The organism is Pseudomonas sp. AN-B15, from assembly GCF_019056475.1.
Lineage (GTDB): Bacteria > Pseudomonadota > Gammaproteobacteria > Pseudomonadales > Pseudomonadaceae > Aquipseudomonas > Aquipseudomonas parakoreensis.
Window position 1 is genome coordinate 3,926,267 of record NZ_CP049737.1, and the last position, 25,124, is coordinate 3,951,390.

26 protein-coding genes are annotated in these 25,124 nt (G+C 57.5%); 16 read left to right on the forward strand and 10 right to left on the reverse strand.

Annotation, left to right across the window (positions count from 1 at the left end):
* The first annotated feature begins 87 nt into the window (after nt 1–87).
* From GTQ41_RS17705 to GTQ41_RS17715, 3 genes are all read left to right on the forward strand, one after another.
* Entirely contained in the window at nt 88–2,130 is a 2,043-nt protein-coding gene (locus tag GTQ41_RS17705; protein ID WP_047293122.1) for a terminase family protein, read from the forward strand.
* On the forward strand, nt 2,042–2,911 hold the full coding sequence (locus tag GTQ41_RS17710; RefSeq protein WP_047293254.1) for a phage portal protein: 870 nt from the start codon (nt 2,042–2,044) through the stop codon (nt 2,909–2,911). The genes GTQ41_RS17705 and GTQ41_RS17710 overlap by 89 nt, the downstream gene beginning before the upstream one ends.
* Nucleotides 2,912–2,986: 75 nt before the next feature.
* Nucleotides 2,987–3,244, forward strand: coding sequence for an ogr/Delta-like zinc finger family protein (locus GTQ41_RS17715; protein ID WP_047293252.1), 258 nt, complete (start codon nt 2,987–2,989; stop codon nt 3,242–3,244).
* A gap of 55 nt (nt 3,245–3,299) precedes the next feature.
* Here the strand turns inward: GTQ41_RS17715 and GTQ41_RS17720 are convergent, their stop codons facing one another.
* Together GTQ41_RS17720 and GTQ41_RS17725 are read right to left on the reverse strand one after the other, a co-directional pair.
* Nucleotides 3,300–3,485 carry a hypothetical protein gene (locus GTQ41_RS17720; RefSeq protein WP_047293121.1) on the reverse strand — a complete coding sequence of 62 codons (186 nt, stop codon included), beginning with the start codon at nt 3,483–3,485 and terminating at the stop codon, nt 3,300–3,302.
* Between the two features lie 100 nt (nt 3,486–3,585).
* Nucleotides 3,586–3,933, reverse strand: a complete 348-nt coding sequence (locus GTQ41_RS17725; protein ID WP_047293250.1) for a helix-turn-helix domain-containing protein — start codon at nt 3,931–3,933, stop codon at nt 3,586–3,588.
* A gap of 92 nt (nt 3,934–4,025) precedes the next feature.
* Between GTQ41_RS17725 and GTQ41_RS17730 the strand changes: the two genes are divergently transcribed.
* From GTQ41_RS17730 to GTQ41_RS17760, 7 genes are all read left to right on the forward strand, one after another.
* The gene (locus GTQ41_RS17730) at nt 4,026–4,226 is read left to right on the forward strand and encodes a DNA-binding protein (RefSeq protein WP_041074619.1); all 201 of its coding nucleotides are present in this window, start codon (nt 4,026–4,028) and stop codon (nt 4,224–4,226) included.
* A gap of 29 nt (nt 4,227–4,255) precedes the next feature.
* Nucleotides 4,256–4,729, forward strand: a complete 474-nt coding sequence (locus tag GTQ41_RS17735) for a YmfL family putative regulatory protein (RefSeq protein ID WP_047293118.1) — start codon at nt 4,256–4,258, stop codon at nt 4,727–4,729.
* Nucleotides 4,726–5,091 (forward strand): hypothetical protein, encoded by a 366-nt coding sequence (locus tag GTQ41_RS17740; protein WP_047293116.1) that lies wholly within the window; start codon nt 4,726–4,728, stop codon nt 5,089–5,091. Before GTQ41_RS17735 ends, GTQ41_RS17740 begins: the two co-directional genes overlap by 4 nt.
* Nucleotides 5,092–5,167: 76 nt before the next feature.
* The gene (locus GTQ41_RS17745; protein WP_047293115.1) at nt 5,168–5,401 is read left to right on the forward strand and encodes a hypothetical protein; all 234 of its coding nucleotides are present in this window, start codon (nt 5,168–5,170) and stop codon (nt 5,399–5,401) included.
* Between the two features lie 2 nt (nt 5,402–5,403).
* Entirely contained in the window at nt 5,404–8,199 is a 2,796-nt protein-coding gene (locus GTQ41_RS17750) for a toprim domain-containing protein (RefSeq protein WP_047293112.1), read from the forward strand.
* 16 nt (nt 8,200–8,215) lie between these two features.
* Nucleotides 8,216–8,509 (forward strand): hypothetical protein, encoded by a 294-nt coding sequence (locus tag GTQ41_RS17755; RefSeq protein WP_041074629.1) that lies wholly within the window; start codon nt 8,216–8,218, stop codon nt 8,507–8,509.
* 356 nt (nt 8,510–8,865) lie between these two features.
* Nucleotides 8,866–9,141, forward strand: a complete 276-nt coding sequence (locus GTQ41_RS17760; RefSeq protein ID WP_025111104.1) for a pyocin activator PrtN family protein — start codon at nt 8,866–8,868, stop codon at nt 9,139–9,141.
* A 1-nt stretch (nt 9,142) separates the two neighbouring features.
* Here the strand turns inward: GTQ41_RS17760 and GTQ41_RS17765 are convergent, their stop codons facing one another.
* Nucleotides 9,143–10,267 (reverse strand): site-specific integrase, encoded by a 1,125-nt coding sequence (locus tag GTQ41_RS17765; protein ID WP_047293249.1) that lies wholly within the window; start codon nt 10,265–10,267, stop codon nt 9,143–9,145.
* 102 nt (nt 10,268–10,369) lie between these two features.
* Here GTQ41_RS17765 and dusA point away from each other — a divergent pair, with 102 nt between their 5' ends.
* Nucleotides 10,370–11,380 carry a tRNA dihydrouridine(20/20a) synthase DusA gene (dusA, locus tag GTQ41_RS17770; protein WP_080963259.1) on the forward strand — a complete coding sequence of 337 codons (1,011 nt, stop codon included), beginning with the start codon at nt 10,370–10,372 and terminating at the stop codon, nt 11,378–11,380.
* Between the two features lie 52 nt (nt 11,381–11,432).
* Here dusA and GTQ41_RS17775 read toward each other — a convergent pair whose 3' ends face one another.
* Complete coding sequence (locus GTQ41_RS17775) at nt 11,433–12,263, reverse strand: undecaprenyl-diphosphate phosphatase (RefSeq protein ID WP_047293108.1); 831 nt, start codon at nt 12,261–12,263, stop codon at nt 11,433–11,435.
* Between the two features lie 507 nt (nt 12,264–12,770).
* Here GTQ41_RS17775 and GTQ41_RS17780 point away from each other — a divergent pair.
* From GTQ41_RS17780 to GTQ41_RS17790, 3 genes are all read left to right on the forward strand, one after another.
* The gene (locus GTQ41_RS17780) at nt 12,771–13,511 is read left to right on the forward strand and encodes a winged helix-turn-helix domain-containing protein (protein ID WP_047293106.1); all 741 of its coding nucleotides are present in this window, start codon (nt 12,771–12,773) and stop codon (nt 13,509–13,511) included.
* Between the two features lie 280 nt (nt 13,512–13,791).
* On the forward strand, nt 13,792–14,436 hold the full coding sequence (locus GTQ41_RS17785; RefSeq protein ID WP_041074648.1) for a helix-turn-helix domain-containing protein: 645 nt from the start codon (nt 13,792–13,794) through the stop codon (nt 14,434–14,436).
* Between the two features lie 389 nt (nt 14,437–14,825).
* Nucleotides 14,826–16,220 (forward strand): undecaprenyl-phosphate glucose phosphotransferase, encoded by a 1,395-nt coding sequence (locus GTQ41_RS17790; protein ID WP_047293104.1) that lies wholly within the window; start codon nt 14,826–14,828, stop codon nt 16,218–16,220.
* 1,006 nt (nt 16,221–17,226) lie between these two features.
* On the opposite strand, the gene GTQ41_RS17795 is transcribed toward GTQ41_RS17790, so the two are convergent.
* The 6 genes from GTQ41_RS17795 to galE form a co-directional block, all read right to left on the reverse strand.
* The gene (locus tag GTQ41_RS17795) at nt 17,227–19,305 is read right to left on the reverse strand and encodes a YjbH domain-containing protein (RefSeq protein ID WP_047295209.1); all 2,079 of its coding nucleotides are present in this window, start codon (nt 19,303–19,305) and stop codon (nt 17,227–17,229) included.
* Nucleotides 19,302–20,063: a capsule biosynthesis GfcC family protein gene (locus GTQ41_RS17800; RefSeq protein WP_329957717.1), complete on the reverse strand. Its 762-nt coding sequence runs from the start codon at nt 20,061–20,063 to the stop codon at nt 19,302–19,304. The genes GTQ41_RS17795 and GTQ41_RS17800 overlap by 4 nt, the downstream gene beginning before the upstream one ends.
* On the reverse strand, nt 20,060–20,725 hold the full coding sequence (locus tag GTQ41_RS17805) for a YjbF family lipoprotein (RefSeq protein WP_080963294.1): 666 nt from the start codon (nt 20,723–20,725) through the stop codon (nt 20,060–20,062). The genes GTQ41_RS17800 and GTQ41_RS17805 overlap by 4 nt, the downstream gene beginning before the upstream one ends.
* Before the next feature lie 8 nt (nt 20,726–20,733).
* Nucleotides 20,734–21,795, reverse strand: coding sequence for a polysaccharide biosynthesis/export family protein (locus GTQ41_RS17810; protein WP_047295213.1), 1,062 nt, complete (start codon nt 21,793–21,795; stop codon nt 20,734–20,736).
* 144 nt (nt 21,796–21,939) lie between these two features.
* Nucleotides 21,940–22,176 (reverse strand): hypothetical protein, encoded by a 237-nt coding sequence (locus tag GTQ41_RS17815; RefSeq protein ID WP_003226528.1) that lies wholly within the window; start codon nt 22,174–22,176, stop codon nt 21,940–21,942.
* A gap of 231 nt (nt 22,177–22,407) precedes the next feature.
* Nucleotides 22,408–23,424, reverse strand: coding sequence for a UDP-glucose 4-epimerase GalE (galE, locus tag GTQ41_RS17820; RefSeq protein WP_047295215.1), 1,017 nt, complete (start codon nt 23,422–23,424; stop codon nt 22,408–22,410).
* A 389-nt stretch (nt 23,425–23,813) separates the two neighbouring features.
* Between galE and galU the strand changes: the two genes are divergently transcribed.
* The gene (gene galU / locus GTQ41_RS17825; protein WP_047295217.1) at nt 23,814–24,647 is read left to right on the forward strand and encodes a UTP--glucose-1-phosphate uridylyltransferase GalU; all 834 of its coding nucleotides are present in this window, start codon (nt 23,814–23,816) and stop codon (nt 24,645–24,647) included.
* Nucleotides 24,648–24,684: 37 nt separating this feature from the next.
* Nucleotides 24,685–25,089, forward strand: a complete 405-nt coding sequence (locus GTQ41_RS17830) for a mannose-1-phosphate guanylyltransferase (RefSeq protein WP_047295219.1) — start codon at nt 24,685–24,687, stop codon at nt 25,087–25,089.
* Nucleotides 25,090–25,124 lie beyond the last annotated feature (35 nt).

The window sequence follows — 25,124 nt, forward strand, 5'->3', positions numbered from 1 at the left end:
TTCGGCGATCTCCTATTTTCCGGATATAGGCGAATGATGGGATTTAACCCCGCGTTTCCGGCGTTTTCGCCGCATAGACTGCGGCCCATGAACTACCCGACCGAAGTCAAAGAAGCTGCAAAACGCCTCTACCTGCGCCGCTGTTCGGTAAAGGAAATCCAGGCGCATTTGAAGCTGCCAAATATCCGTATCGTCTACTACTGGATCCGCCAGGGCGGCTGGGACGAGATGCTTACGGATGAAGAACCGTTGAGCGCCGTCAACCGACGAATCACCCTGATTCTAGAGAAGATTGAGCCGCTGACGAAAGCCGAACTGGACGAACTGGAGCGGCTGACAAGCCTGCTTGAGCGACTGAAAAAGCTCGCGGCCAAAGCTGCGCCGGCGGCGGCAACAGATCGTCCGGACGAGCCTCGCGAACGTCAGCTTGGTCAACGCCGTGAGCGTGGCGAAGGCGGCGGCAAGAAGCGCGAAAAGAAGGCAAAGAACGACATCAGCGGCCTGACCGAAGTGGACTTCCTGGATAAGTTCATCTCGAAAATGTACGGCTACCAGAGAGAACTGTTCGAGGCGAAACAGAACCCACTGACCCGCCGTGTGCGGAACATCCTCAAAAGCCGTCAGGTCGGCCTGACCTACTACTTCGCCGGCGAAGCGTTCATGGACGCCGTGTTGAGCGGTGATAACCAGGTGTTCCTATCAGCCAGCCGATCGCAGTCCGAAATCTTCCGCAGCTACATCATCCAGTTCGCCAAGCAATGGTTTGATATTGAGCTGACCGGTAACCCGATCACCCTGAGCAACGGCGCCGAGCTGCGCTTTCTCAGCACCAACAGCAGCACCGCCCAGGGCTACCACGGCCACGTCTACGTGGACGAATATTTCTGGATTCGCGACTTCGAAAAACTCAGCACCGTGGCCAGCGCCATGGGCACCCACAAGAAGTGGCGCAAAACCTATTTCTCGACGCCCAGCGCCGTGTCGCACCAGGCGTATCCGTTCTGGTCGGGCGAAGAGTTCCGCAACAGCAAGCGCGGCAAGAAGGCCGGCGGTGTGTGGCCGAGCGAAACGGCCTATACACAGGGCGCGCTGTGTCCGGACGGCCAGTGGCGAAAAACGATCACCCTGGACGATGCGATCGCCGGCGGCTGCGATCTGTTCGACCTGGAGCAGCTGCAACTGGAGTACGACGAGGACAAGTTTCAGCAGCTGTTCTACTGCAAGTTCATCGACAGCACCCAAAGCGCGTTCAGTCTCAAGGATCTGGAGCGCTGCTACTCGGATCTGTCGTTGTGGGAGGACTACAACCCGGATCTGGATCGTCCGTTCGGCAACAGCCCAGTCTGGCTGGGGTACGACCCGAGTCGCACGCGCGACGACGCCACCTGTGTGGTCATCGCGCCACCTCTCGAACCCGGGGCGAAGTTCCGGATCCTGGAGAAGCACAGCTGGCGGGGCCATTCGTTTACCTACCAGGCCGCTCAGGTCAAGAAGCTGACCGAGCGCTTCAATGTGCAGCACATCGGCATCGATGTCACCGGCGTGGGGTACGGCGTGTTCGACCTGGTGCGCGACTTCTACGCAAAGGCGACACCGATTCACTACAGCCTGGAAGCGAAAAACGCCCTGGTACTGAAAGCCCAGGACACGATCCAAGGCAGTCGCATCGAGTGGGACGCAGGATGGACAGATATCGCCCAGGCGTTCCTGACCATCAAGCGCGGCGCTACCAACAGCGGCCAGATCACCTACAGCGCATCCCGTACCGAAGCCACCGGTCACGCCGACATTGCCTGGGCGGTGATGCACGCCCTGTCCAACGAACCTTTGAACACCAACAAGCGGCGCCGTAGCCGCTACGTCACGAGTAACCAGAGCAGCCATGGCCAACCGCAAACGCAGAAAGCACCCCGCAGCCCAACCACAGCAACAGCCGATGCGCTCGTTTACGTTCGGGGAGCCGGAACAAGTGCTGTCCGGCAACATCGGCGAGTACGTGGGCGTGTTCCCCAGCGACGACGGCAAGATCTACAAGCCGCCGGTGTCGAGGGCTGGGCTGGCCAAGCTGCTGCGCGCCAACGCGCACCACGGCGCCATTCCGAAGTTCAAGCGCAACCTGTTGCTGCGTGAGTTCATCGCCTCAGCAGGCTGCAGCACAGAGACGATGGGCCGTGCCGGGCTGGACTACATGGTGTTTGGCGAAGCCTACTTCTACAACGACACCAATGCGTTCGGCCAGGTGCTGGAGCTGCAGCACCTGCCGGCTATCAACATGCGCGTCAAGGTCGACGGCGGGTATGTGATGCTGCTGCCCGACAACAAGGAAATGGAATTCGAGGCGCACGAAATTTCCCATGTCCTGGACTACGACGTGGAACAGAACATTTACGGCATTCCGGACTACTTGGGCGGCTTGCAGGCATTGCTGCTGAATGAGGCTGCGACCCTCTTCCGCCGGCGCTACTACAGCAACGGCGCGCACGCCGGCTACATCTTCTACACCAATGACCCCGACCTAACCGAAGAGGACGAAGACGAGCTGCGCGCCCAAATCAGCGCCAGCAAAGGTGTGGGCAACTTCCGCTCAATGTTCGTCAACATCCCCAACGGCAAAGAGAACGCGATTCAGATCATCCCCGTGGGTGACTTCCAGGCGAAAGACGAGCTGGAGAAAGTGAAGAACATCACCCGTAACGATGTCATCGCGGCCTGGCGGATGAACCCCGCGCTGGCCGGCATCATCCCGGAGAACACCGGCGGGTTTGGCGACATTGAAAAGATCGATCGCGTGTACACCAGTAACGAGATTCGACCGATTTGCCAGCTGTTCGATCAGCTAAATCACCGGTTACGCGAAGACAGGCGCTTTAGCTGGAAGCCTGTTCAAGATGCAGTGGATATAACTGCATGAGAGACCTTTCGGAGCGAATACCACTACAAAATGTGGCAATATGGTGGCGATCAGTTGCCCCTGGGGAGGGACACTATGAGAGTTGTATGCAAGTGCGGCCACAAGGGCCGAATTGCTTCACGGGAAGAGGTAACAACGGAGTTCGTGAAGCTGTATTGCCAATGCCTGGATGCAAGGTGCGGGCATACGTGGGTGTCGAACCTGACGTTCTCACACACGCTCAGTCCGTCTTCGCAGACCTTCGAACGCATGTTGATCGATCGGTTTCGCGAGTTGCCCAGGGCGAAGCAGCGGGAGCTGTTCGAGCAATTAGGGTCGCAGGCGGTGGCGTAGGTACAAACCGCCAACGCTACAGCGTCGGCGATCGGGATCATTCAAAGAATGACGTTCAGCCCCCTACTTTCTCCTTTGGGTTGATTGCCAGTATCTCAGCCACGCGACGAATCTGCTGCTGTTCAACGCGACTCAGCCGACGATACAGATCGATCAGTCGACGCTCGATGTCTGTGAGTACGGTTGTTTCCGACCCGACGTGCTCGAGGTTGATTTGATCGTTCTTCTTGCGATCCAACATGCTAACTACTCCATAAAGTGCATTGCTGAACGGACTTTATGGGGCGTGGCAAAAATCATTGGAATGGGAGCTTTCCCAATGATGTATGGATTTTCGTGAATTAAGACCGACGCCTCACGGCGTCGTCAGCCATGGCCTCAAGGAAACGACGGATCGCTTTTTGATCCTCATCCGAGATGGTTCTGAACTGGTTTATCAACTCTTCTTCTGCTGCGCTAAAAAGTTGACCCAGAGGAGTGGATCGCCGACCGGTCAGCACATAAGCAGCATCAACGCCACGTTCTTCAAGAGCCGTGACGTATCGTAGATCGAGAGAGTTCGCTCCCAATTCGTAGTTCTTTTGTGTGCCCCGGCTGACGCCAAGCAGCACACCGAAATCAGTTTGATTTAACCCCAAGCGCTCGCGCTCTTCCCTGAGGCGTTCACCCACTCGATCCGCTATGAGCATTTTTTTATTCACCACCATTGACTTGATCATTTTTTTGACCAAGAATCACCACAGACAAACGCAAACAAACAGAAACAAACAAGGGGAGCACTATGCCCGCCACCGTTACGCACGAGCAAGCCCGGGCGGCGCTTGATCGAAAAGGAGTAAGCATTGCGGAGTTCAGTCGCAAACACGGACTGAACAAAAATTTAGTCAGCGACCTATTGAACGGTCGGATCAAAGGTCGCCGGGGGGAGGCACATCGCGCCGCTGTGTTGCTAGGGATTAAAGACGGCGTGATCGAACAGTAATAGCGGCGCTCAACAGGGAAAAGTAGAAGATGAAAAGCCCGATCCTAGACACTCGCAAAGAAGTCATGAGCGAGATCATCCGCAGCTATACCGGAGGACGTGAGGCCGCTGCCGCACGCTTGGGACTGAAGCTTAAAAAGTTCGACAACCATGCCTACGAAAACGCCGGCTGTAGCCCCCTTACTGACACGCAAGTTTTCATGCTGGAGCAAGATTGCGGCACCCACCATTTCCCCAACTACGTCGCGTCGATGTATGGCGGGCTGTTTGTGCCGGTTGCTGATCCTGAGACCTTGGACAACGTCGAGCTTTACGCTCGGTCGGTGCAGGTAGCAGCAAAGCGCGGTTGTGTTGACCAGGCGATCGCCAAGGCGCTTGAAGACGGCTCGATCAGCGAAGAAGAAGCCGAGCTGATCCTAGACGCCCACAACCTCCATGTAGCTGCACGACACGCCGAAGTGCTTGCAGCCATCGCTCTTTACCGTGCGGGGAAAACCCAATGAACAATCTACCTGCAGTACAGGAATATCAGGACATGCTCAAAGCCGCGGCGTCGCTGTTCCTAGAACGGCACCGGTGCGAACACTTGAGCGACGATCAGCAATTGGTCAAACGCGCCGTTCAACATTTGGTATCCGACTTCGACGTACTGGCTCCGACAGCCGAAAAAATGGTTCACCTGGCCTACAGCGATTTATCTGCCGCAAGCGATCGGCAGCGCCTGGACGTACTGACCAGCACGGCGACACACACAGTTATCACTGACACAGGCACCGGTGAGGTTTGGGCCGTCCCCGTCAGCCTGATCTATGAACGCATTCTGAACGCACCGGACAACGGGCGTTTCCGCGTCACCACTCCGTAACACACAACCAACAAATCCTCCCGATCCCCCATTCCCGTGGGTTTGGGTGAGCTGCGTCCGAAATTGAGGTTTGACGATGGAAAACGCCCTGAACATCCACGCAAAGCTACCGCCGGAACAGGCTCAGGCGCTCTTGGCAAACCTGCGCGAACAGTACCGTCTCAGCCTCAACGACCTTTGGTACGCAGACCAATACCGATTCATTCCCGAAGGCCTGCGTCACGGATCAATCCTCGCTAACTGCCCTGTGATGGCCGCCCAGAAACACCTGATCGGCGCCCTCTCCCTCTGCCTTAAGAAAGTGAAGTAACGATGAAAGAGAAACTGCGTAGCGACGTGATCGAGCGCCTGACAAGCGATTACGGTCTCAAGCACCGGGCAAACACCGACTACATGCGCGGCGGCACCTGTCCGAAATGCCGGCAGAAGACGCTGTACACCCGTTTTGACGCTCCTTGGTTGGTGATCTGTGGCAGACCTGAAAAATGCGCTCACACCCTGCATGTAAAGGAACTGTACGAAGACCTGTTTGAAGACTGGAGCAAGCGAGCGCCGGCGACAGATCAACACCCCAACGCCACCGCCCGCGCCTATCTGGAGTTTGCCCGAGGTTTTCGTTTAGAGCTGATCCAGGGATGGTTCACACAGGAAAGCTATTACTCGGCCGAACACAATGCTGGCAGCGCTACCGTGCGCTTTGCCTTGGAGAAAGGCGGTTGGTGGGAAAGGCTGATCGACCGACCTCACCGTTTTGGAAAGATGAAGGCTCGCTTCAAATCCAAGGACAGCTATCGCGGCGTCTGGTGGTGCCCGCCCTGCGTCGATCTGCTAGAAGCCAAAGAAATCTGGATAGTGGAAGGCATCTTCGACGCGATCGCTTTGGTGCATAACGAAATCGCAGCCGTATCCGCCATGTCTTCGAATGCGTTCCCGGAGGAATCCCTACGGGCGCTCGTTCGTGACCGTGAGGGGAAGCTGCCGAAGCTGGTCTGGGCGTTGGATAACGAACCAGGTGCACATACCTACACCAAACGCTGGGCCAAGCAGGCGCGAGCGCTGGGGTTCGTCTGTGAGGCCGCGCAGATCCCTCTGCGTGACGGTCGGAAGACCGACTGGAACGACCTACATCAACGCTGGGGCTTCATTGACAACGAAAGCGAGCGAGCCGACCAGATTGCCGCTGACCTGAAACAGACGCGTCATCTGGGTGCGCTGCTGCTTGCCGAGAGCGCCGCCGAGAAAGCGTTGCTGATGTATGACTGGAACAAGCGCGGGGAATTTCACCTCGGCTTCGGTAGCCGCCTCTACTGGTTCAAGTTGGACATGGAAAAATTCAACCGGGCGATGCAGGACATCGAGGACAGCGAAAACCACGACGACCAACTACTCAACCAATCCCAACAGCGCGAGAAAGCTCTGCAGCAGTCCGGCAGCGTGGTCGAGATCGCTAACTGCTACCCACAGGCGCTGTACTTTCAACGCAACGAAGTCACCGACGAATCCTGGTACTACGTGCGCGTGGACTTCCCTCACGACTCAGAAAGCGTGAAGAACACCTTCACCAGCGGTCAGCTGTCAGCCGCCAGCGAGTTCAAAAAACGTCTGCTCGGGATGGCTGCCGGTGCCATGTACACCGGTAGCGGCCAGCAGCTCGACAAGTTGATGAAGGATCAGCTTTTCGGCATCAAAACCGTATCCACGATCGACTACGTGGGCTACAGCAAGGAATACGGCTGCTACGTTTTTGGGGATCTCGCCATCAAGGATGGCACGATCTACAAAATCAACAGCGAGGACTATTTCGAGTTCGGAAAACTTCGGCTGAAATCGCTGCAGAAAGGCGTGCCGATCAAGCTACAGCGTGACGGCAAGGACTTTAACGAGCAGTGGCTGCAGCTGCTGTGGACATGCTTCGGCGCCCAGGGCCTGGTCGCACTGGTGTTCTTCTTCGGTTCGCTGTTCTGCGAGCAGATCCGGGCGCGCTATCAGTCCTTCCCATTTCTGGAAGCCACCGGCGAGGCCGGCGCCGGCAAAACCACCTTGCTTAACCTGCTGTGGAAACTGCTCGGCCGCGAGGGGTACGAAGGCTTCGACCCGATGAAATCGACGAAAGCCGGCCGTTCGCGGTTGATGGGGCAAGTCGCAGGTATGCCGGTCGTATTCCTCGAAGCCGATCGGCACAGCGAGGATCGCTCTCACGCCAAAACCTTCGAATGGGACGAGCTAAAGGATTACTACGGCGGCGGCACCTTGGCCACCAAGGGTGTGAAGACTGCCGGCAACGAAACCTACGAACCACCGTTTCGCGGCACGATCGCCATCAGCCAGAACGCGGCCGTGGTCGCCCATGAGGCGATCATGACCCGGATCGTGAAGCTGCACTTCATCCGGCCGACAGTGACGCCGCAAAGCCGCGCTGCAGCGGACAAGCTGAACGCTTTGGACGGCGGCACGCTCAGCCACTTCTTGATTCGGGCCGTCGGTAAAGAATCGGCCGTCCTCGAGCTTTTCGCCCAGCGCATGCCTGAATACGAATCCAAGCTGCGCCGTCTTCACACCCACTGCTTCGACTGCGGAACCGAGTTCCCAAGCGAACAAGGTAATTGCCGCAGCTGCGGATCCGACCTGCGCGGATACATCCGTGTGGAGCGGATCAGTAAGAACCACGCGCAGCTGCTTTCGCTGCTCGATGCGCTGCGCCTGGTTCTGAAACTGGACGAGCCTCAGGTAGCAGCGACCCAGCGGCAGATCGTCCGTATGGCAATCGAGCGTCAAGCCTCAATCAGCTCCGACCACCCGGCCGTTGCCGAATTCTGGGAGGTCTACGACTACCTCGAATCGCTCAATGATGACCCCTTAGTCGATCACAGCAGCGACCCGAACGTGATTGCGATCAACCTCAATGAGTTCAGCGAACGAGCTGCCGAACACAAACAGAAGCTGGCCGACGTCGCCACCCTGCGCGACCTGTTGAAAGAGTCCCGCTCGCACAAGTTTCTGGAGGCAAATAAAGCCGTACACAGCGCAGTCCGCGCAGCGATGAACAGCAGAACCCCCCTGGCGCCGGGCCGTCCCACAACGGTCAAGTGCTGGATCTTCAAAGCGTGAAAAGGAGGCTACACCGATGCAAATCCAAGTCTTTATGGGTAATGCCGGCGACGGCAACACGAACAAGCTGCAGGAGATCATCGATCGCCTGAATGCGCTGGGGAAGAGCCAGCCGGTGATTCAAGCCGGGGCTTACGGCGAGGACGGGCTGCTGCAGATTCTTGAAGTTCGTGCTGCAGGTGGCCAGCGCGAAATCCTGGTGGAGTCGTGCAGCCCGCAGCAGATCTTGAGCGTACTTGAATGGCAATCCTGCACCGAGGAAGACCCGAATTACGCTGACCTGGTTATTCACCTGGCCCGTCGAGACTGACGGATGAGAAGCGATGTCGAGGAGTTGCAGCTCCCCGACATCAACCACCACTGAGGGCTACACCATGGAAGCAAGGCACCAAAGCAGCAGTGATCCAAAGGCTAACACACTCAACAACAGTGACCGCACGAACGGCATCTGATGGCTATCAGAATCGTAGGTACAGCGCTGTTTGAATATCGAGTACGGAAAACTGAAGCAGCGAGGATCCGGCTTGAATGCCTTACCACTTTCGCCAAAGAGTTGGGCGACATCGATACGACAGAGTTCGCTGTTGTAGCTCAACTACTGGCAGGCAAATCGACAGCAGACCGCCCCCCAATTGATCGAACTTACTCACTCGAAGGTATCGCACTATGAAAACGCTTTTTGTACTGATGGCTCAATACAATGGCCAAGTGGTAATTCCCCTGGATCGAGTGTGCCAGGACTATTTCACGCACCTGACAACGGATATGTTTCAACGCAAAGTTGGTGCCGGGCAGATAAAGCTCCCGATTACTCGCATGGAGCCGAGCCAGAAAAGTGCGAAAGGTGTTCATATTGCAGACCTGTCGGCCTATCTGGATGAACAGCGCGCTGCTGCAGTCAAAGAGAGTAATCAACTGAATAGCGCGCCGCGCAGCAGCTAATTCACTTCAACGTTTTGGCGCCCAGCTTTACGGGCGCCTGCAGGATGCGCTCGAACCATTCCCAAGTTGCATAAGCATCCCCTCGCCCGCGCAAGTGGGTATAACGGCGCATTGAGTTCCAATCTCGATGGCCCGACACGCTCGCCACCCGCGGAATATCCCAATCCATTTCAAAAAGACGACTGACGCCTTCGTGTCGCAGATCGTGAAAGTGCAGATCTTCAATGCCCAGGATTTTGCAGGCCCTTGTCCAGGACGTCGACACGGATTCAGCGCTGTAAGGAAAAATCTCAGGCAACACCTTGGGCATGGTCTGAAGGATCGCCCATGCTTCTGGCGGCAAATGACACCAGACGTCGTTACCGATTTTTTGCCCAGGGTTCTTCATGTCACGAACCAGAACCCGCTGGCCAACGTCGTCCAAATCCTCCCAGCGGATCCGGGTAATCTCTTCTTGCCTACGCGTGGAGAACAACGCGAAGCCGGTCAGTTTAAGCATGTTGATAGAAGTTGGACGACGGGTTTGGATATCCAGGAAGTGTGTAAGCAGCTTGTCGAGTTCGTCCAGGGTGGGCCGGCGATCGCGTTCGCGGCTTTTCATGTTGTAACCGAGCTTTTTTAATACTCGGCGCGCATCCGCCATTGCATGCGGATCCACCTCATAACCCCAAGCTGGCCGAGCGATCGAGAGAACAGCGCCAAGGTGTGCGAGATCGTTGCCAGCGGTCTGAGGCTGAACGCCCCCACCCTCCTTGCCCATGCGCCATAGCGCATACTCAACCAGGTGCTGGCTACTTATATCTCTGTCGTTCAGTTTCCCCAAGTACGACTCGCTGATCGCCTTCAACGTGCCGAGTTTCGTTTTCCCGAGAGGGCGCGCCTTGGTCATCTCGGCCAAGTAGCGATCGATCATTTCCTTGATCGTCGCACCAGGTCGGTTCGCCCGCTCGATCGCACCTGGTTCGTCCAGTTCGGTTTCTCTTTTACGCACCCAAGCCTGTGCGGCCTGTTTTCGGGCGAAGGTCTGACTCTCTTGGTAAACTTGCGCCCCATCGCGAAACAGGCGTATCTGTGCCGTGTAACTGGTGCTGCCGTCGGTGCGTTTCCGTGCTCTGATCGTGGCCATAGTCAACTGGTACAATTGGGAAAGTGGTTGGTACATTGTACCAACCGACCCCAGAAAACGCCTATTTACCCCCTGAAATCAGCTTAGAACACGTAGAGCAAAATGGTACAGAAATCAGCTACATACCCAACAAACACCGGCTCTACGCTGTCTAGAAGGTTCTCCGTTGCGCCCATGATGGACTGGACTGATAGGCATTGCAGATACTTCCTACGCCTCCTGTCGAAGAACGCCCTGCTCTACACCGAGATGGTCACTACCGGCGCTCTCCTCAACGGCGATCACGAACGCTTCCTCCGTCACAACGAAGCCGAGCACCCGCTGGCATTGCAGTTGGGTGGCAGCGTCCCGCTGGATCTGGCCGCTTGCGCGCGCATGGCCCAGGCGCATGGTTACGACGAAGTGAATCTGAATGTTGGCTGCCCGAGTGATCGGGTGCAGAACAATATGATCGGTGCGTGCCTGATGGGGCATCCGCAGTTGGTGGCGGATTGTGTGAAGGCGATGCGCGATGCGGTGTCGATTCCGGTGACGGTGAAGCATCGGATCGGGATCAATGGGCGGGACAGTTACGCCGAGTTGTGTGATTTCGTCGGGACGGTGCGCGATGCTGGGTGTACCAGTTTTACCGTGCATGCGCGGATTGCGATTCTGGAGGGGTTGTCGCCGAAGGAGAATCGCGATATTCCGCCGTTGCGGTATGACGTGGCGGCGCAGTTGAAGGCGGATTTTCCGGAGCTGGAGATTGTGCTGAACGGCGGGATCAAGACGATGGAGGCCTGCCATGAGCATTTGCAGACCTTTGACGGTGTGATGCTCGGGCGTGAGGCTTATCACAATCCGTATTTGCTGGCGGAGGTCGATCAGCAGTTGTTCGGCAGCAGCGCACCGGTGATCAGCCGTGCCGAGGCGCTGGCGCAGTTGCGGCCTTATATTGCCGAGCATTTGCAGGCGGGTGGTGCGATGCATCACATCACCCGGCATGTGCTGGGGTTGGGCACCGGTTTCCCGGGGGCGCGTAAATTCCGCCAGTTGTTGTCGGTGGACATTCACAAGGCCACGGATCCGCTGGCGTTGCTGGATCAGGCTGGCGAGTTGCTGCAAGGGCGTTGATGCCCTCCTTCCGTAAAACGCGCCAGGCGGGTTGATCCGCCTGGCGTGCGCATTACCCCGCCGCCTCCGTCCAGTTCACCCAGCCAAACACCCACGTCGCCAGAATCAACAAGCCAAACGCGATCCGGTACCAGGCGAACGCCGCATAACTGTGATTGGCGATGAATTTGAGCAGGCCGCGCACGGCGATCATGGCGAAGATGAAGGCGATGACGAAACCGAGGGCGAACACTGGCAGGTCGCTGGCCTGGAACAGGTCGCGGTATTTGTAGCCGGAGTACACCGCAGCGCCGACCATGGTCGGCATGGCGAGGAAAAACGAGAACTCTGTGGCGGCTTTCCGGGACAAGCCGAACAATAAGCCGCCGATGATGGTCGAGCCGGAGCGCGACGTGCCGGGAATCATTGCCAGGCATTGCACGAAACCGATTTTCAACGCGTCTGACCAGCGCATGTCGTCGACGTGATCGACGCTCACCACATGGCTGCGCTGTTCCGCCCACAACATGACGATGCCGCCCACCACCAAGGCCATGGCCACGGTGATCGGGTTAAACAGGTATTGATGGATTTTGTCAGCGAACAGCACACCGAGGATCACCGCCGGCAGGAAGGCAATCAACAAATTAAGGGTGAAACGTTGCGCATTGGGTTGGGTGGGCAGGCCTTTGACGATGTCGAAGATCTTCGGGCGAAACTCCCAGACCACGGCCAGGATCGCCCCCAGTTGAATGATGATGTTGAACGCCATCGCGCGTTCGCCGCCGAAGTCCAGCAGGTCGGCGACGATGATCTGGTGGCCGGTACTGGAGATCGGCAAGAACTCGGTCAGGCCTTCTACCGCGCCCAAAATCAACACCTGGATAAAGGTCCAGAAATCCATTAATCCTCCGTCAGAGCGCTCTTGCTGAGCGACCGGTCAACTGTATTCAGGAATTGAGTATCTGAAGTTAAACAATCGGTATAACGCGACACCCATTGCCTGATCAGGCGACGGAGAATATGTCTTATCAAAAGACACACTCAAGCCATGTTAATAAACGTCCGCCTACGAACTAATCGAAAAATATTTAGGCCTATAGTAGAAAAAAGATCGATTCGCCAATAAAGTGTGATCCAGCTCACACTGTCTCCGGATCGTGAACAGTGGCAATTGGACATGAATAAAGCCATCGCCATAGATTCAAAATAGTGGCACAATTCCACATTGCCACCATGTAACGACTAGTTCACAACCCCGAGAAAATCAACTAAAAGCTTGAAATGCTTAATTATTGTTAGAAAACTCGGGAGCCACGTCTAAAAATCGCGTGAATGTTACCAATTGTCAGTCACAGATGAGAACCGGTGCTTTAACATCCCGATGTCAGCACCTAATTCGAGTCAAAGCATGATGCTCTCAGGGAACTTGGCGACTAGAAGTCCGCGCCCGACGAACGACGTACCCGGTGTTCTTACTCTGGGTCGTACCCGTGGCGTGGCCGAACATTTCAGGGCGCTGATCGCGAAGCACGTACGCACAGATATGGCACTTGAGGCCGAGTCGTACACTAGTTCCTTCAACAATGAACTTTCTGGTCCGTATCGCGCCATTTTCATCGTTATCGATACTCCGCAAGCGCTGGAAGACAATCTTGCGCTGATCGAAAGCCTGCGCAGCGACAACTTGAAGCCGATCATCTGCGCGGTCATTACCGGTCGCGGCGCGTTCAACAAGATCAAGTATTTTCTGGCTGGCGCCGACTTCTGTATCAAACTCAATACCCTTGCCGACGAGGGCGACGAGCTGCTCGGTGAGTTCTTCAACAGTGAAGAATGGCAGCGGGATATCAATCTGACGCTAGACCCTACGCGTATCTGCCTGCTGGGCAGCCCCCGTCAGAAACTCGACATCTCGTTCGCCGAGATGAAGATCCTGGAAGCCTTTGCGCAGACCAGCAATCACATTCTCAGCCATGATGAAATCGCCAGCATCATGGGGCTCAACACCCATTTCTACGACCCGAGGGCGCTGGAAAAATCCATCAGCCGCTTGCGTGGAAAAATCAAGGACATGTATGGTACGAACGCGATTCAGAGCATCCGCGGCTACGGCTATCGCCTGATGCGGGGTCTGATATCGACTGCCTGACTCTCGGGCAGCCATCCTCTTTGCATAATTACGAAGGATCGTCATATGCAACCATACCGCTCTAGTTGTACTTCACATCTAATTATAATCAAGCCATTGAATGAGCACGGCTACACCGAACCATAACAATAAACTTCACAACATAGCAGCAGAACGAGTGGAACTTATCGAGGGCCATTTTTAAGCCCAGACCCTGCCTGTCGATTACTTCCGAGGAAGTCATTGCTCGCCTGCCGATTTATCTTTTCGCCCATTTTGGTGCACATTTTAGGAGAGAGACATGGAAACGAGTACAACCCTCCCGAGAAAATATTTTGTCGTCGTGACTCACAGTACAACGTCGCAGCGTGAACTTGAGAGCATTCTGTCCAGCGAGCGCTTCAATTCGTTTGGCACGTCTCAGGCACAAATGTTTATTGAAGGTGCTACTTCGCCCTCTTCCGCGCCCATGCTGATGGAGTTCTCTTACCCAAGCGGCACCCGTAAACACGTGGCCCGCACGATTGAACACGATACCCAGCGCATCCTCGCCACCCTCGAATCGGAATGGCTGTCCGCACAATCGGCGAAGCCGTTTCAGAGTGCAGAGAGCGACAACCGCACTGCCGCCATTGAAGACGCTGCCACTGGCAACACGACCTGGCATCTGGACGATGATCAAGGCGCCCTGATCAAGGAAGGCGTCGAAATCAGCCTGACCGGACTGGAAACCGCGCTGGTGCGCAAAATGCTCCATCACGAAGAGCGCGTTGTCAGCCGCGACGATCTGATCCTCAGCATCGGCCGTGAACCGGAGCAATATCGTGGCCTGGAGATGTGCCTGAGTCGCCTGCAGGACAAGTTCAAAAGCGCCAGTAATGGGGAGCGATTGTTCCGTGCCGTAAGAAACCGCGGTTATTGCCTCATCCAGGAAATCGTTGCGTAAACACGCACGATCTCCGCGAACAAAACAAACAGAAAACAGTGCGATTACAAAAACAACAAGAGCACTCTGTTTGACTTCACCTCCCTGGTAAATAAAGTTCCCTGCCTCCACCCCTCCTACAGTAACAAACACAACATCATTTATTCACCCCTTGCTCCACGACCTTTTCTAACAGCCTTATATTTGATTACTCGAAAGTTGGCACTGTGCCATCTTGTTAGAACTCGTCAGACACCCTCTCCGGCAATAACTTAGTCTATTGATTGACGACAGTTCGGCCTATCGACGTTGTTACCTCAGGACACTCGTCCAATAACAACAACAAGCCTATCTAGCAACTCGGACTTTAACTGTCGAAACCTGAATGGACGTATTTCTGGGGATATCTCATGGAACTCTCTCTACGGATCAATCGAAATAACGGCCTCAAGGGACTTACCTTCTGGGGCCAATGGGCGCTGGCGCAAGGTTTCATTGTCGCGCTGTTGTTCGTACTTGCTGAACGCCATACCGGCACCGTCGAGTTCTACTACCGCCTGTGCGCAACACTGGCGGTACTGGCCTCGGTACCGGCGTACACGTTCAGCGGCGTATACCGCAAACAGGACAATTACCTGACGGGTCTGGGACGTCTGTTCATGGGCTGGTCGATGACCATGCTCGCGCTGGCCGGCATCGCGTTCGTGTGCAAGGCCGACGAGGTGTTTTCCCGTGAAGTGACGCTGAGCTGGGCGGTGTACGGCTTCCTCGGTCAGGCGCTGCTGTACGCGCCGCTGCATGCGTTCTCCAAGTACTACCAGCGTTCCCGCACCAGTGCGCAGAAAACCCTGATTGTCGGCACGGGTGAGTTGGCGCTGGGCTTGGCGCAGAAGATCAGTCTGGTGGAAAACTTGCCACTGGTAGGTTTGGTCAGCAATGGCACGAAACCGGTTCTGGATTCGGATGCACCGCGGGTGGTGGGCGATCAGGAAGATCTGCTGCAACTGATCAAGGATCATGACATCCGCCGTCTGTACATCACCCTGCCGCTGGCGGAAGCGGCGAAAATCGAAGCGATGTACGTCGATTTGCTCGGGGCCAACGTTGATGTGGTCTGGGTGCCGGACTTGAACAGTCTGACCCTGCTCAACCACTCGGTGAAGGTCGTGGATGGTCTGCCGGCAATCTGCCTCAACGAAAGCCCGCTGACCAGCCGCCCTACTGCTGCGCTGAGCAAAAGTCTGGTGGAGAAAGGCGTGGCGCTGCTGGCGATCATTCTGTTGAGCCCGGTGCTGCTGTTCATCGCGTTGGCGGTGAAGATCAACTCGCCGGGGCCGGTGTTCTTCAAACAGGATCGCCACGGCTGGAACGGCAAGGTGATTCAGGTGTGGAAATTCCGCTCGATGCGCGTGCACGATGATCGCGAGGTGATCCAGGCCAGCCGCAATGATTCGCGTATTACCGCCGTCGGGCGCTTCATCCGCCGCACCTCTCTGGATGAGCTGCCGCAGTTGTTCAACGTGCTGCAAGGGCAGATGGCCCTGGTCGGCCCGCGTCCTCACGCTGTCGCGCACAACCACTACTACTCGGGGAAAATCCTCGCGTACATGGCTCGTCACCGAATCAAACCGGGCATCACCGGCCTGGCGCAAATCAGCGGCTGCCGTGGCGAGACTGACACCATCGACAAGATGCAGCGTCGGGTGGAGATGGACCTGCATTACATCAACAACTGGTCGTTGTGGCTGGATCTGAAGATCCTGGTGAAGACGCCGTTTACGCTGTTGTCGAAAGATATTTATTGATGGACTGGTGACAAGTCAGGCGATAGCGCAAGGGGACGAAAGTCCCCTTTTTTGTGGGCGGGATTTGGGCAGTGGGTCAGGCGGTTGCGAGGGTTGCAGTGCCGACGCCTTCGCGGGCAAGCCCGCTCCCACAAGGTCCGGCGGCGTTCATTCCTATCGGGCACACCACAAAATCACTGTGGGAGCTTGCCTGCAAGCGATAGCGGTGGGTCAGGCAACATGGATTTTGAATGGACTGACGCCTTCGCGAGCAGGCTCGCTCCCACAGGGATTGGGTTGTCGATCAAGATATTTGTTTCACCCCGAACCACTGTGGGAGCGTGGCTTGCCCGCGATGGCGGTGGATCAGCCGCCAGAGATGTTGAATGTGCCACCGCCTTCGCGGGCAAGCCCGCTCCCACAGGGATTGGGGGTGGATCCGGGATATCCAGTTCATCCCGATCCACTGTGGGAGCGTGGCTTGCCCGCGATGGCGGTGGGTCAGCCGACAGAGATGTTGAATGTGCCGACGCCTTCGCGGGCAAGCCCGCTCCCACAGGGTCCGGCGGCGTTCACTCCAATCGGGCACACCACAAAATCACTGTGGGAGCTTGCCTGCAAGCGATAGCGGTGGGTCAGGCCACATGGGTTTTGAATGGACTGACGCCTTCGCGAGCAAGCCCGCTCCCACAGGGATTGGGGGTGGATCCGGGATATTCAGTTCATCCCGATCCACTGTGGGAGCGTGGCTTGCCCGCGATGGCGGTGGGTCAGCCGACAGAGATGTTGAATGTGCCGACGCCTTCGCGGGCAAGCCCGCTCCCACAGGGTCCGGCGGTGTTCACTCAAATCGGGCACACCACAAAATCACTGTGGGAGCTTGCCTGCAAGCGATAGCGGTGGGTCAGGCAACATGGATTTTGAATGGACTGGCGCCTTCGCGAGCAGGCTCGCTCCCACAGGGATCGGGGGTGGATCGGGATATCCAGTTCATCCCGATCCCACAGGTCCCGAGCAGGATCCGGGTTTACTCGGTAATCTTCGAGAAGTTGCGGTAGAACATGTCACCCTCGCGGCTATCGGTCATCGAGTGCAGCTGGAAGCTGCGATTGAGCCTGGCGCCGCCGTCACGGGTCAGCGGGGCCCAGACCAGATTGGCGCGGCGCATGGTCGACATGCTCATCATTTCGTCGAACGGGATCGACAGGTAGATGCCCTTGTCGAAACTACCCTCCCCGTACTCGGCACTGCCAGCCGTGGTGATCGTCGCCCAAGCGCCGAAACGCACACCGTTGAAAAACTCGCGAGAGATGTCCAGCGTACCGCCCCAGTCGCCCGCCAGATAACGACCGACGCTGACCGCAGCCAACGTGTCGTACGGCAAGTCGGTATAACCCGTGATGTGCCCGGTCCAGATCGAGTAATCGCGCAGGCCGAAACCCTGGTCGAACTCGCGCTGACGCACGTAGTTCAGATCCGCCCCCACCGACCAGCGCTCGCCGGTCGGCCGGAACAGCACCTCAGCGCCGACACCGGCAAACATCGACTCCAGATAGCCGCCGTAGACCATGCCATACAGGTCCTTGTCCAACTGCTCGGCATGGCTGACCTGAAATAACGGCATGGTCACCTCCGAGGTGGTCAGGTACTGACGCAAATCGGTACGCACGCGCGGCAGGCCGCTCGGCGCGTCGTAGGTGAACTTGTCGAAGTTGTTTATCAGGTTGGCGCTGAGCAGGCCGTTCCACCAGGTGTTGCGGTTGAAGCGATACTCCGCGTCCGCATCTGCACTGAATTGATAGAGCAAACCATCCGGGCCGCCGACGTTCTGCTTGAAGCCCAGGCCGACGCCGTAATTGAAGTGCTGCGGCGCTTCGCTGTAGAGGGTTTTCTCATTGTGCGGCATCGCCGGGTTGATCTCGGTGGTGCGGTGCAGCGACTCCAGCGGTTCCTCGTTGTTGATCACTTCGCGGAAGGTCTGGCGCGGCACGCTGGTCTCTTCCAGCGGCAGGTCGTAGCGCTTGTTGACCACGGTGAACCAGTTGATGTCGTCATTCACACTGTTGTCGAGAATCCGGCTCGCGCGGCCAACAGCCTTGGACGAATGGAAGTAGCGCTGCTGCTCGCCGTAGACGATCAGCTCGGAATCACGCTGACTGATGCGCTCGACCTTGTACCCGGCATTCTGCTGCAAACGTTGCGACACGTCGGCCCAGTTGACCTGTTCCATCGGCGTGGTCGGCATCTTCGCCGGCAGCGGTTCCGGTGTCGGATCGTAGGTCTTGGCCGGCGCTTTGCGGCTGACGAAATTGGTGTGGAACGTGATGCCGAACATCGCCGTATTGCCGCGCTCCCACGCCGCACTGACATCCACCGAATCGGCCACCTTGAACACCGCGCCGAAGTTGATCGGCGAATCTTGCTTGATCACGTTGTCCTTCGGCTCGTGCTTGTAGTCGTTGCCTTCGTATTCGAGTTTCAGGCTGAGTCGATCCCACGGCGTCTGGTAGCTCACGCCTCCGAAGAACGACGGCCGACCGCGAAAGTACGAGCCGGAGTTGACGTCACCGGTACCTTCGAGAGCCGGTCGGGTATCGAAGCGATCACTGACGTAGCCCAGCGGGTTGTCGAGGTCGCCGCGATTACCCAGATAACCCCAGGCAATGCCGGCGCTGAAATCGAAATTGTCGAAACGTTTGTTGGCGACAAAAAATTCGCTGGAGAACAGACCCGTACCGCCAATGTCTCGGAAGCCCAGCGCGACTTCCGGCGCCCAGTGGCTTTCCTGCCACAGCCGGACTTTGGCGTCGACCGCCTTGTCCTTGTAGCTCTGGCTGCCGCTCAGCGCCTCGGAGCCGTACGGCCGGTTGGTGATCGCGGTGTAGCGGAACGAACCTTCGAGCCAGTCCAGTGGCTGCAACGACACGCTGTAGCGGCTGTAAGGCTCGGTGCGGTTGGCATTGACGCTCAGTTCGCCGGCCGGCGCCATGCGCGCGGTCGGGGTCTGCAACAGACCGGTGCCACCAAAATCATTTTGAGTAATACGCGGCTCGGCATACACCAGGCCGCACGGCAATAACAACACAGCTGCAACACGTAACTTCAACGAACCACCTCAGCCAGCTGCGTGGCAATCAATTCGGCCAACTGCTGATTCAGTTCAGGAACAGGCGGATCCAGATCATCGTTTTTCACCGGCACCAGAATCTTGCTGCCGGCCACGGGAAACTGCCCGCTCTCGCGATTCCAGTGCGCAATGCCCACGCGCCGCACCGCACCATTGGGCTGGATCAGCCACAGGTAATCGGCTTCGGCATCGTCCAGCGGCGTGCAGTTTTCCAGATACTCGCGCGCCTCCAGCAAGGGCTGATAAGGCAGGTGGCAGGTCTCGGCAACCGCGCCCAGCACTTGCACCTCGTCGACCCGTTTCGGGTAGATCAGACGATCACCATCGTCGAGACGCATGTTGCGCGCGAAGCCAACTTCTACTGCGACCGGGTCGAGGTCTGCGATCTGGCGCCCGGTGACCGGCATCTGCCGCACCTGCTCGGCCAGACGCAGCGCCAGTGCCGCGCGGCTCGGTCGATCAAACAACGAGGCCATGCGCTGCAACACATCGAGATCGAACAGCACCCCGGCCTTGAGCCGCGCCTGCTGTTCCAGCAACGACTGGCGCAGCAACACGCCGGCCAGCCAGTAACCTTCGGCATTCGGCACCGCCACGCTGATCACGTCGAGCAAGCGCCCGCCCGGCGGCAATTCCACCGGCCCCGGATTGGCCACATCGCCACTGACCGTGACCGCTGCCTGACTGACGTCGCTGAGCAACAACAACCCTGCCGATAACATGCGTAAGCGCTTCACGGCAGATGCCTGCGATCAGGGGTCAGTTGCACGATGCGCACGCGCAGTTGCGTGGTCAGTTGCTGCTCGCTCTGCAGGATGAAACCGTCCAGCGGATCGACCCAGTAATGGTTGGTCGCGCGCAGGCCGATGGCCGGGACGTCGATGCGTTCGTCGACACGCAGCACGGTATATTCCTTGTCGAGAATATGCAGGGTTTGCGTGGAACGGCGGGAGAACCGGCTGTTGACGATCAAGCCGACTTCCTGGCCCTTGTACAGGTCGATCCAGCGCTGACTGGTGAAGCCGTCGGCGACCTGATGCAGGCCACGTTTGAACGGCGCGTTGTCAGCCAGCCGCGTGCCGTCCAGATCGCCCTCGACACCGAGGCCGATGGTGCGCACGGCGAGGCCGTCACGCAGCAGCAACACCTGTTTGCCGGAGGCGACCCAGAACTGCAGGTCTTCACGCTCGCGCACCAGCGCCAGTACCCCGGAGCCGGACGGCGTGGTCAGTTTGATTTGCGGGTACTTGACCTCGGCCACCTGGGCCGCGCTCACGTCCAGCTCGTCCGGGCCGATCACCGCCGACTTGAGGTTGCGCACCGAGGCGGTCATCAGCGGGTTGCAGCCACACAACATCAAGGCCGCCATCAGGCAGACGCCCACTTTCAAGGTTTTCACAGTCGGCCTTATTTGCTGTTGTTACTGTATTCGCTCCAGTTCTTCGCAGCGGAAGCCCCGGTCCCGACGATCGATGCCGACGGCACCAGTTGGCTGATGAAGCGGTTCCAGCGCGTGACGTTGGCCGGGCCGACGTACACCACATCCTGCGGACGCACTTCAAAATGCGAAGCGAGTGCCATGGCGGTCGGCGACTGAGCTTCCAGTTGATAGATTTTCGCCGGCTCGACATCGAGGTTTTCCACCCCGCGAATCACATACACCGCGTTGCCATTGGAGGTGGTCTGGCTCAAGCCGCCGACCGAGCCAAGCACATCGGAGAGGTTCATCGTCGCGGTCTTGAAGCTCAGCGCACGGGGCTGGTTGACTTCACCCATGACGTAGATGCGCTTGTTGTCGTTGTACGGCAGATACAACTGATCGCCGCCCTTGAGGAAGACGTGCTGCAACTCGGAGTCCTGCTGGTTCAGCGAGTCGAGATTGAGCGGATACACCCGGCCATTGCGCGTCAGCAGCAGGCCCGACAGATCGGCGTTGTTGGTGTCGATGCCGGCCGTACCGAGGGCTTCGACCACGCTCAGCGGGTTGGTGGAAATTGGCTGCGGACCGGCCTTGGCCACGGCGCCCGAAACCACCACTTTCTGACTGGCGAAACGCAGCACCGCGACGTCCACCTGCGGCTCGGCGATGAACGCCGACAGGCGGGTTTCGATGTCCGAGCGCAGCTGTTGAATGGTCTTGCCGGCCGCCTGCACTTCCTTGATGAACGGGTAGTACAGCGTGCCATCGGAGCGCACCAGTCGACCGTTGGCGTCGATCTGCTGTTGTGCCCCCGATGGCGCGGTCAGCTCCGGGTGATCCCAGACCGTGATGTACAACACATCGTTGCTGCCAATGCGGTATTCCGCCGGCGTTGCCAACAGTTCCGCCGGCACCGACTCACGCTTTTGCGTGGCGCGGGTCATCGAGATCAGCTTGGGCGTGATCGGAATCAGCTCGACCCGACTGCTTTCGCTGGCGCCCTGGCGCGTGATGTCGCCGGTGCTCAGGTATTGGCCGGGGGAAAACATGCAACCTTGCAAAGCGATACTTGCCAACAGCAAAAGAGAAAAACTACGAGTCATAATGGCACTACGCTATTCAAGGGCGAATCTAAAAATAAAGTCACCCGACTTGCGTCGGGCGACCCTGTACTGCACTAACAAATGTTCCTGTTAGTTGTGCGTGCCAGTGGTGCCGGTAGTACCGGTGGTGCCCGTGGTACCGCCGTTGGCACTTCCGCCGCTGTTGGACGCCGCGACTGCACTGGCAACCATTGCAGTACTGGCAGCAGGCGCTGTAGAAGCCGCGACACTGCCAGATACATTGGTCACCGCAGTAAGCGGCGCTTCAGCAGCGGACGCCCAGTTGCTCAACATCGTCAACAGGGCAATCGCCATCACTTTTTTCATATCAACTCCTTTCTAACATTCGGCCTGTTAAAAACCGGCCTGAGTTAGCGGTGGTAGCGTTCAAGTTCGCGAAAATCGCGAACAAGATCCGTCGTTCTTTCACAGTCTTACCCAACTGATAAAAGTCGAACGGCAGGTTTATATCTACGGACTTGCAAAAGGCATTTCCAGCGTATTTTCCCGACGATATCTAACAGCTGACCGAAACTAACATTCAGTATTAGAACGACATCATTCGAGATAACCGCGTGGATGATTCGATTGCCAGCGCCAGGTGTCGGTGACCATGTCCTGCAAACTGCGCGTGGCTTTCCAGCCAAGTTCTTTTGCGGCCTTGGAGGCGTCGGCCCAACTCTCGGCAATATCGCCGCTGCGCCGCGGCATCACTCGGTATGGCACCGGACGCCCGCTGGCTTGTTCGAAGGCATGCAACACTTGCATCACGCTGTAGCCGTCGCCGGTGCCGAGGTTCCAGGTGTGAATGCCCGAACGGTCGGTAATCGATTGCAAGGCTTTGAGATGGCCATCGGCGAGGTCGACGACATGGATGTAATCGCGAACCCCGGTGCCGTCGATGGTCGGGTAATCGTCGCCGAAAATCGATAGTTCCTGCAGGCTGCCAACCGCGACCTGGCTGATGTAGGGCAGCAGGTTGTTGGGGATGCCGCTGGGGTCTTCGCCCATATGCCCGCTGTGATGCGCACCGATCGGGTTGAAGTAACGCAGCAAGGCGATGCTCCAGCGCGGCTCGGCCTGGCTCAGGTCGCGCAGCACGTTCTCGACGATCAGCTTGGACTGGCCGTAAGGATTGGTCGGAATACCGGTGGGGAAATCCTCGCGGATCGGCATCTGCTCAGGCTCGCCGTACACCGTGGCCGAAGAGCTGAACACCAGCCGGAACACTCCGGCCGCCGCCATCGCCTGACACAGCGTGATGCTGCCGACGACGTTGTTCTCGTAATAATCCAGCGGCTTGCGCACGCTCTCGCCGACGGCCTTGAGCCCGGCAAAATGCAGCACCGCGTCGATTTGATGCTCGCGAAAAATCCGGTCGAGCAACGGCCGGTCGCAGACATCGCCGCGAATCATCAGCGCGCTTTTGCCGCAAATACCTTCTATCGCATGCAGTGCCGCATCGCTGCTGTTGCAAAGATTATCCAGTACAACAACTTCATAACCTGCTTCAAGCAGCGCAAGTGTGGTGTGCGAGCCGATATAGCCGGCACCACCCGTTACCAGAATCTTCATAGCGCGGTCCGTCATTGGATAAGTGACAAGTAGCCTGTCAAGTCCCTTTCATTGAATCTGTGGCGCACCACACAAATAAGGACGACAACAGCCTTAAACAAAATTAGTTCAACCACTGGCAATAAATATTTTTGCAGGTCAAACTGTATTGCCCGGTACTTATTAGCACCCCGAGTGCACTCATCACTATCAACAGATACCGACTAAAAATAACCAATAACGCTATAACCGACATCTCATAACATTGTCAGGTTTTACCCTCCGCACTAATTGCCATTAACAACCTGACTCAGGTATTAAAGTACTCGTTCAATAATCATTGAAACTTGTGCGCGTTCGTAAGTGCGCGCATCCGTTGCCTGTGTTCCATGACTGTCCAGGATACTTTTATGATTCGTAAATGTTTGTTCCCCGCTGCCGGTTATGGCACGCGTTTCTTGCCGGCGACCAAAGCCATGCCGAAAGAGATGCTGCCGATCGTCAACAAGCCGTTGATCGAATACGCCGTTGAAGAAGCACGGGACGCCGGCCTGCAACACATGGCCATCGTCACTGGTCGGGGCAAGCGTGCGCTGGAAGACCACTTCGACATCAGCTACGAACTCGAACACCAGATCCGCGGCACCGAGAAAGAGAAATTCCTCGCCGGCACCCGCGAGCTGATCGACACCTGCACCTTCTCCTACACCCGTCAGGTGGAAATGAAGGGCCTCGGTCACGCGATTCTCAGCGGCCGTCCGTTGATCGGTGATGAGCCCTTCGCCGTGGTGTTGGCCGATGACCTGTGCCTGAACCTGGACGGTGACGGCGTGCTCTCGCAGATGATCCAGCTGTACAAAAAATTCCGCTGCTCGATCGTCGCCATCCAGGAAGTCCCGGCCGACCAGACCCACAAGTACGGGGTGATCGCCGGCGAACTGATGTCCGAGGGCATCTACCGGGTCAATAACATGGTGGAAAAACCGGCGCCGCAGGACGCGCCGTCGAACCTGGCGATCATCGGCCGCTACATCCTCACCCCGGACATCTTCGACCTGATCGCCGACACCCAACCGGGCAAGGGCGGCGAGATCCAGATCACCGACGCGCTGATGAAACAGGCACAGAACGGTTGCGTGCTGGCCTACAAGTTCAAGGGCCTGCGCTTCGACTGCGGTGACGCCGAGGGTTACCTGCAGGCGACCAACTTCTGCTACGACAACGTCTACCTCAAGGGCCGCTGAGACGGCCCCCGCCCACTTCTCTTTTCAGGAGGCAACCATGAACATGGCACAGCATGCAGCAGAGATTGAACGGGAGGTGGGCAACCTCGGGGCGGTGAGCCGGCTGTCACGGCATCAGCCGTTGCCCAGCGCCAACGAGTCGTGGCTGGGCAGCATCCTGCTGGTGGAACGCATCGGCATGTTTCCCTCGTCCGGCGACATTCGCCGGCCGCTGGCCGATCCCTATCCCCTGCTCGCCCATCTGAAACACCTGTATGCCGAGCAGGCGCTGGAAATGGACGACCGCGATGGCCTGAAAGTGATCTTCAGCGACTGGCGCTTCCGCGTACGCCTGTGCTGCAACGAGCCGGCGATCATCATCAATGTCGAGACACGGTGTGCGACGCAACTGATGCCGCAGAAGACTGCGGAGCTCCTGAACCAGATAGATCACTTCAAATAAAACACCACCCCTGTAGGAGCTGCCGAAGGCTGCGA

Bases quoted from the DNA above. Each gene is read 5' to 3' on its own strand.
- GTQ41_RS17780 (WP_047293106.1), top strand. From the start codon at position 12,771: ATGATGCTCTCAGGGAACTTGGCGACTAGAAGTCCGCGCCCGACGAAC.
- GTQ41_RS17745 (WP_047293115.1), top strand. From the start codon at position 5,168: ATGGAAAACGCCCTGAACATCCACGCAAAGCTACCGCCGGAACAGGCT.
- GTQ41_RS17810 (WP_047295213.1), bottom strand. From the start codon at position 21,795: ATGTTTTCCCCCGGCCAATACCTGAGCACCGGCGACATCACGCGCCAG.
- GTQ41_RS17815 (WP_003226528.1), bottom strand. From the start codon at position 22,176: ATGAAAAAAGTGATGGCGATTGCCCTGTTGACGATGTTGAGCAACTGG.
- GTQ41_RS17755 (WP_041074629.1), top strand. From the start codon at position 8,216: ATGCAAATCCAAGTCTTTATGGGTAATGCCGGCGACGGCAACACGAAC.
- GTQ41_RS17725 (WP_047293250.1), bottom strand. From the start codon at position 3,933: ATGCTCATAGCGGATCGAGTGGGTGAACGCCTCAGGGAAGAGCGCGAG.
- GTQ41_RS17735 (WP_047293118.1), top strand. From the start codon at position 4,256: ATGAAAAGCCCGATCCTAGACACTCGCAAAGAAGTCATGAGCGAGATC.
- GTQ41_RS17760 (WP_025111104.1), top strand. From the start codon at position 8,866: ATGAAAACGCTTTTTGTACTGATGGCTCAATACAATGGCCAAGTGGTA.
- galE (WP_047295215.1), bottom strand. From the start codon at position 23,424: ATGAAGATTCTGGTAACGGGTGGTGCCGGCTATATCGGCTCGCACACC.
- GTQ41_RS17715 (WP_047293252.1), top strand. From the start codon at position 2,987: ATGAGAGTTGTATGCAAGTGCGGCCACAAGGGCCGAATTGCTTCACGG.
- GTQ41_RS17720 (WP_047293121.1), bottom strand. From the start codon at position 3,485: ATGTTGGATCGCAAGAAGAACGATCAAATCAACCTCGAGCACGTCGGG.
- GTQ41_RS17750 (WP_047293112.1), top strand. From the start codon at position 5,404: ATGAAAGAGAAACTGCGTAGCGACGTGATCGAGCGCCTGACAAGCGAT.
- GTQ41_RS17740 (WP_047293116.1), top strand. From the start codon at position 4,726: ATGAACAATCTACCTGCAGTACAGGAATATCAGGACATGCTCAAAGCC.
- GTQ41_RS17765 (WP_047293249.1), bottom strand. From the start codon at position 10,267: ATGGCCACGATCAGAGCACGGAAACGCACCGACGGCAGCACCAGTTAC.
- GTQ41_RS17775 (WP_047293108.1), bottom strand. From the start codon at position 12,263: ATGGATTTCTGGACCTTTATCCAGGTGTTGATTTTGGGCGCGGTAGAA.
- GTQ41_RS17790 (WP_047293104.1), top strand. From the start codon at position 14,826: ATGGAACTCTCTCTACGGATCAATCGAAATAACGGCCTCAAGGGACTT.
- galU (WP_047295217.1), top strand. From the start codon at position 23,814: ATGATTCGTAAATGTTTGTTCCCCGCTGCCGGTTATGGCACGCGTTTC.
- GTQ41_RS17830 (WP_047295219.1), top strand. From the start codon at position 24,685: ATGAACATGGCACAGCATGCAGCAGAGATTGAACGGGAGGTGGGCAAC.
- dusA (WP_080963259.1), top strand. From the start codon at position 10,370: ATGGTACAGAAATCAGCTACATACCCAACAAACACCGGCTCTACGCTG.
- GTQ41_RS17785 (WP_041074648.1), top strand. From the start codon at position 13,792: ATGGAAACGAGTACAACCCTCCCGAGAAAATATTTTGTCGTCGTGACT.
- GTQ41_RS17730 (WP_041074619.1), top strand. From the start codon at position 4,026: ATGCCCGCCACCGTTACGCACGAGCAAGCCCGGGCGGCGCTTGATCGA.
- GTQ41_RS17705 (WP_047293122.1), top strand. From the start codon at position 88: ATGAACTACCCGACCGAAGTCAAAGAAGCTGCAAAACGCCTCTACCTG.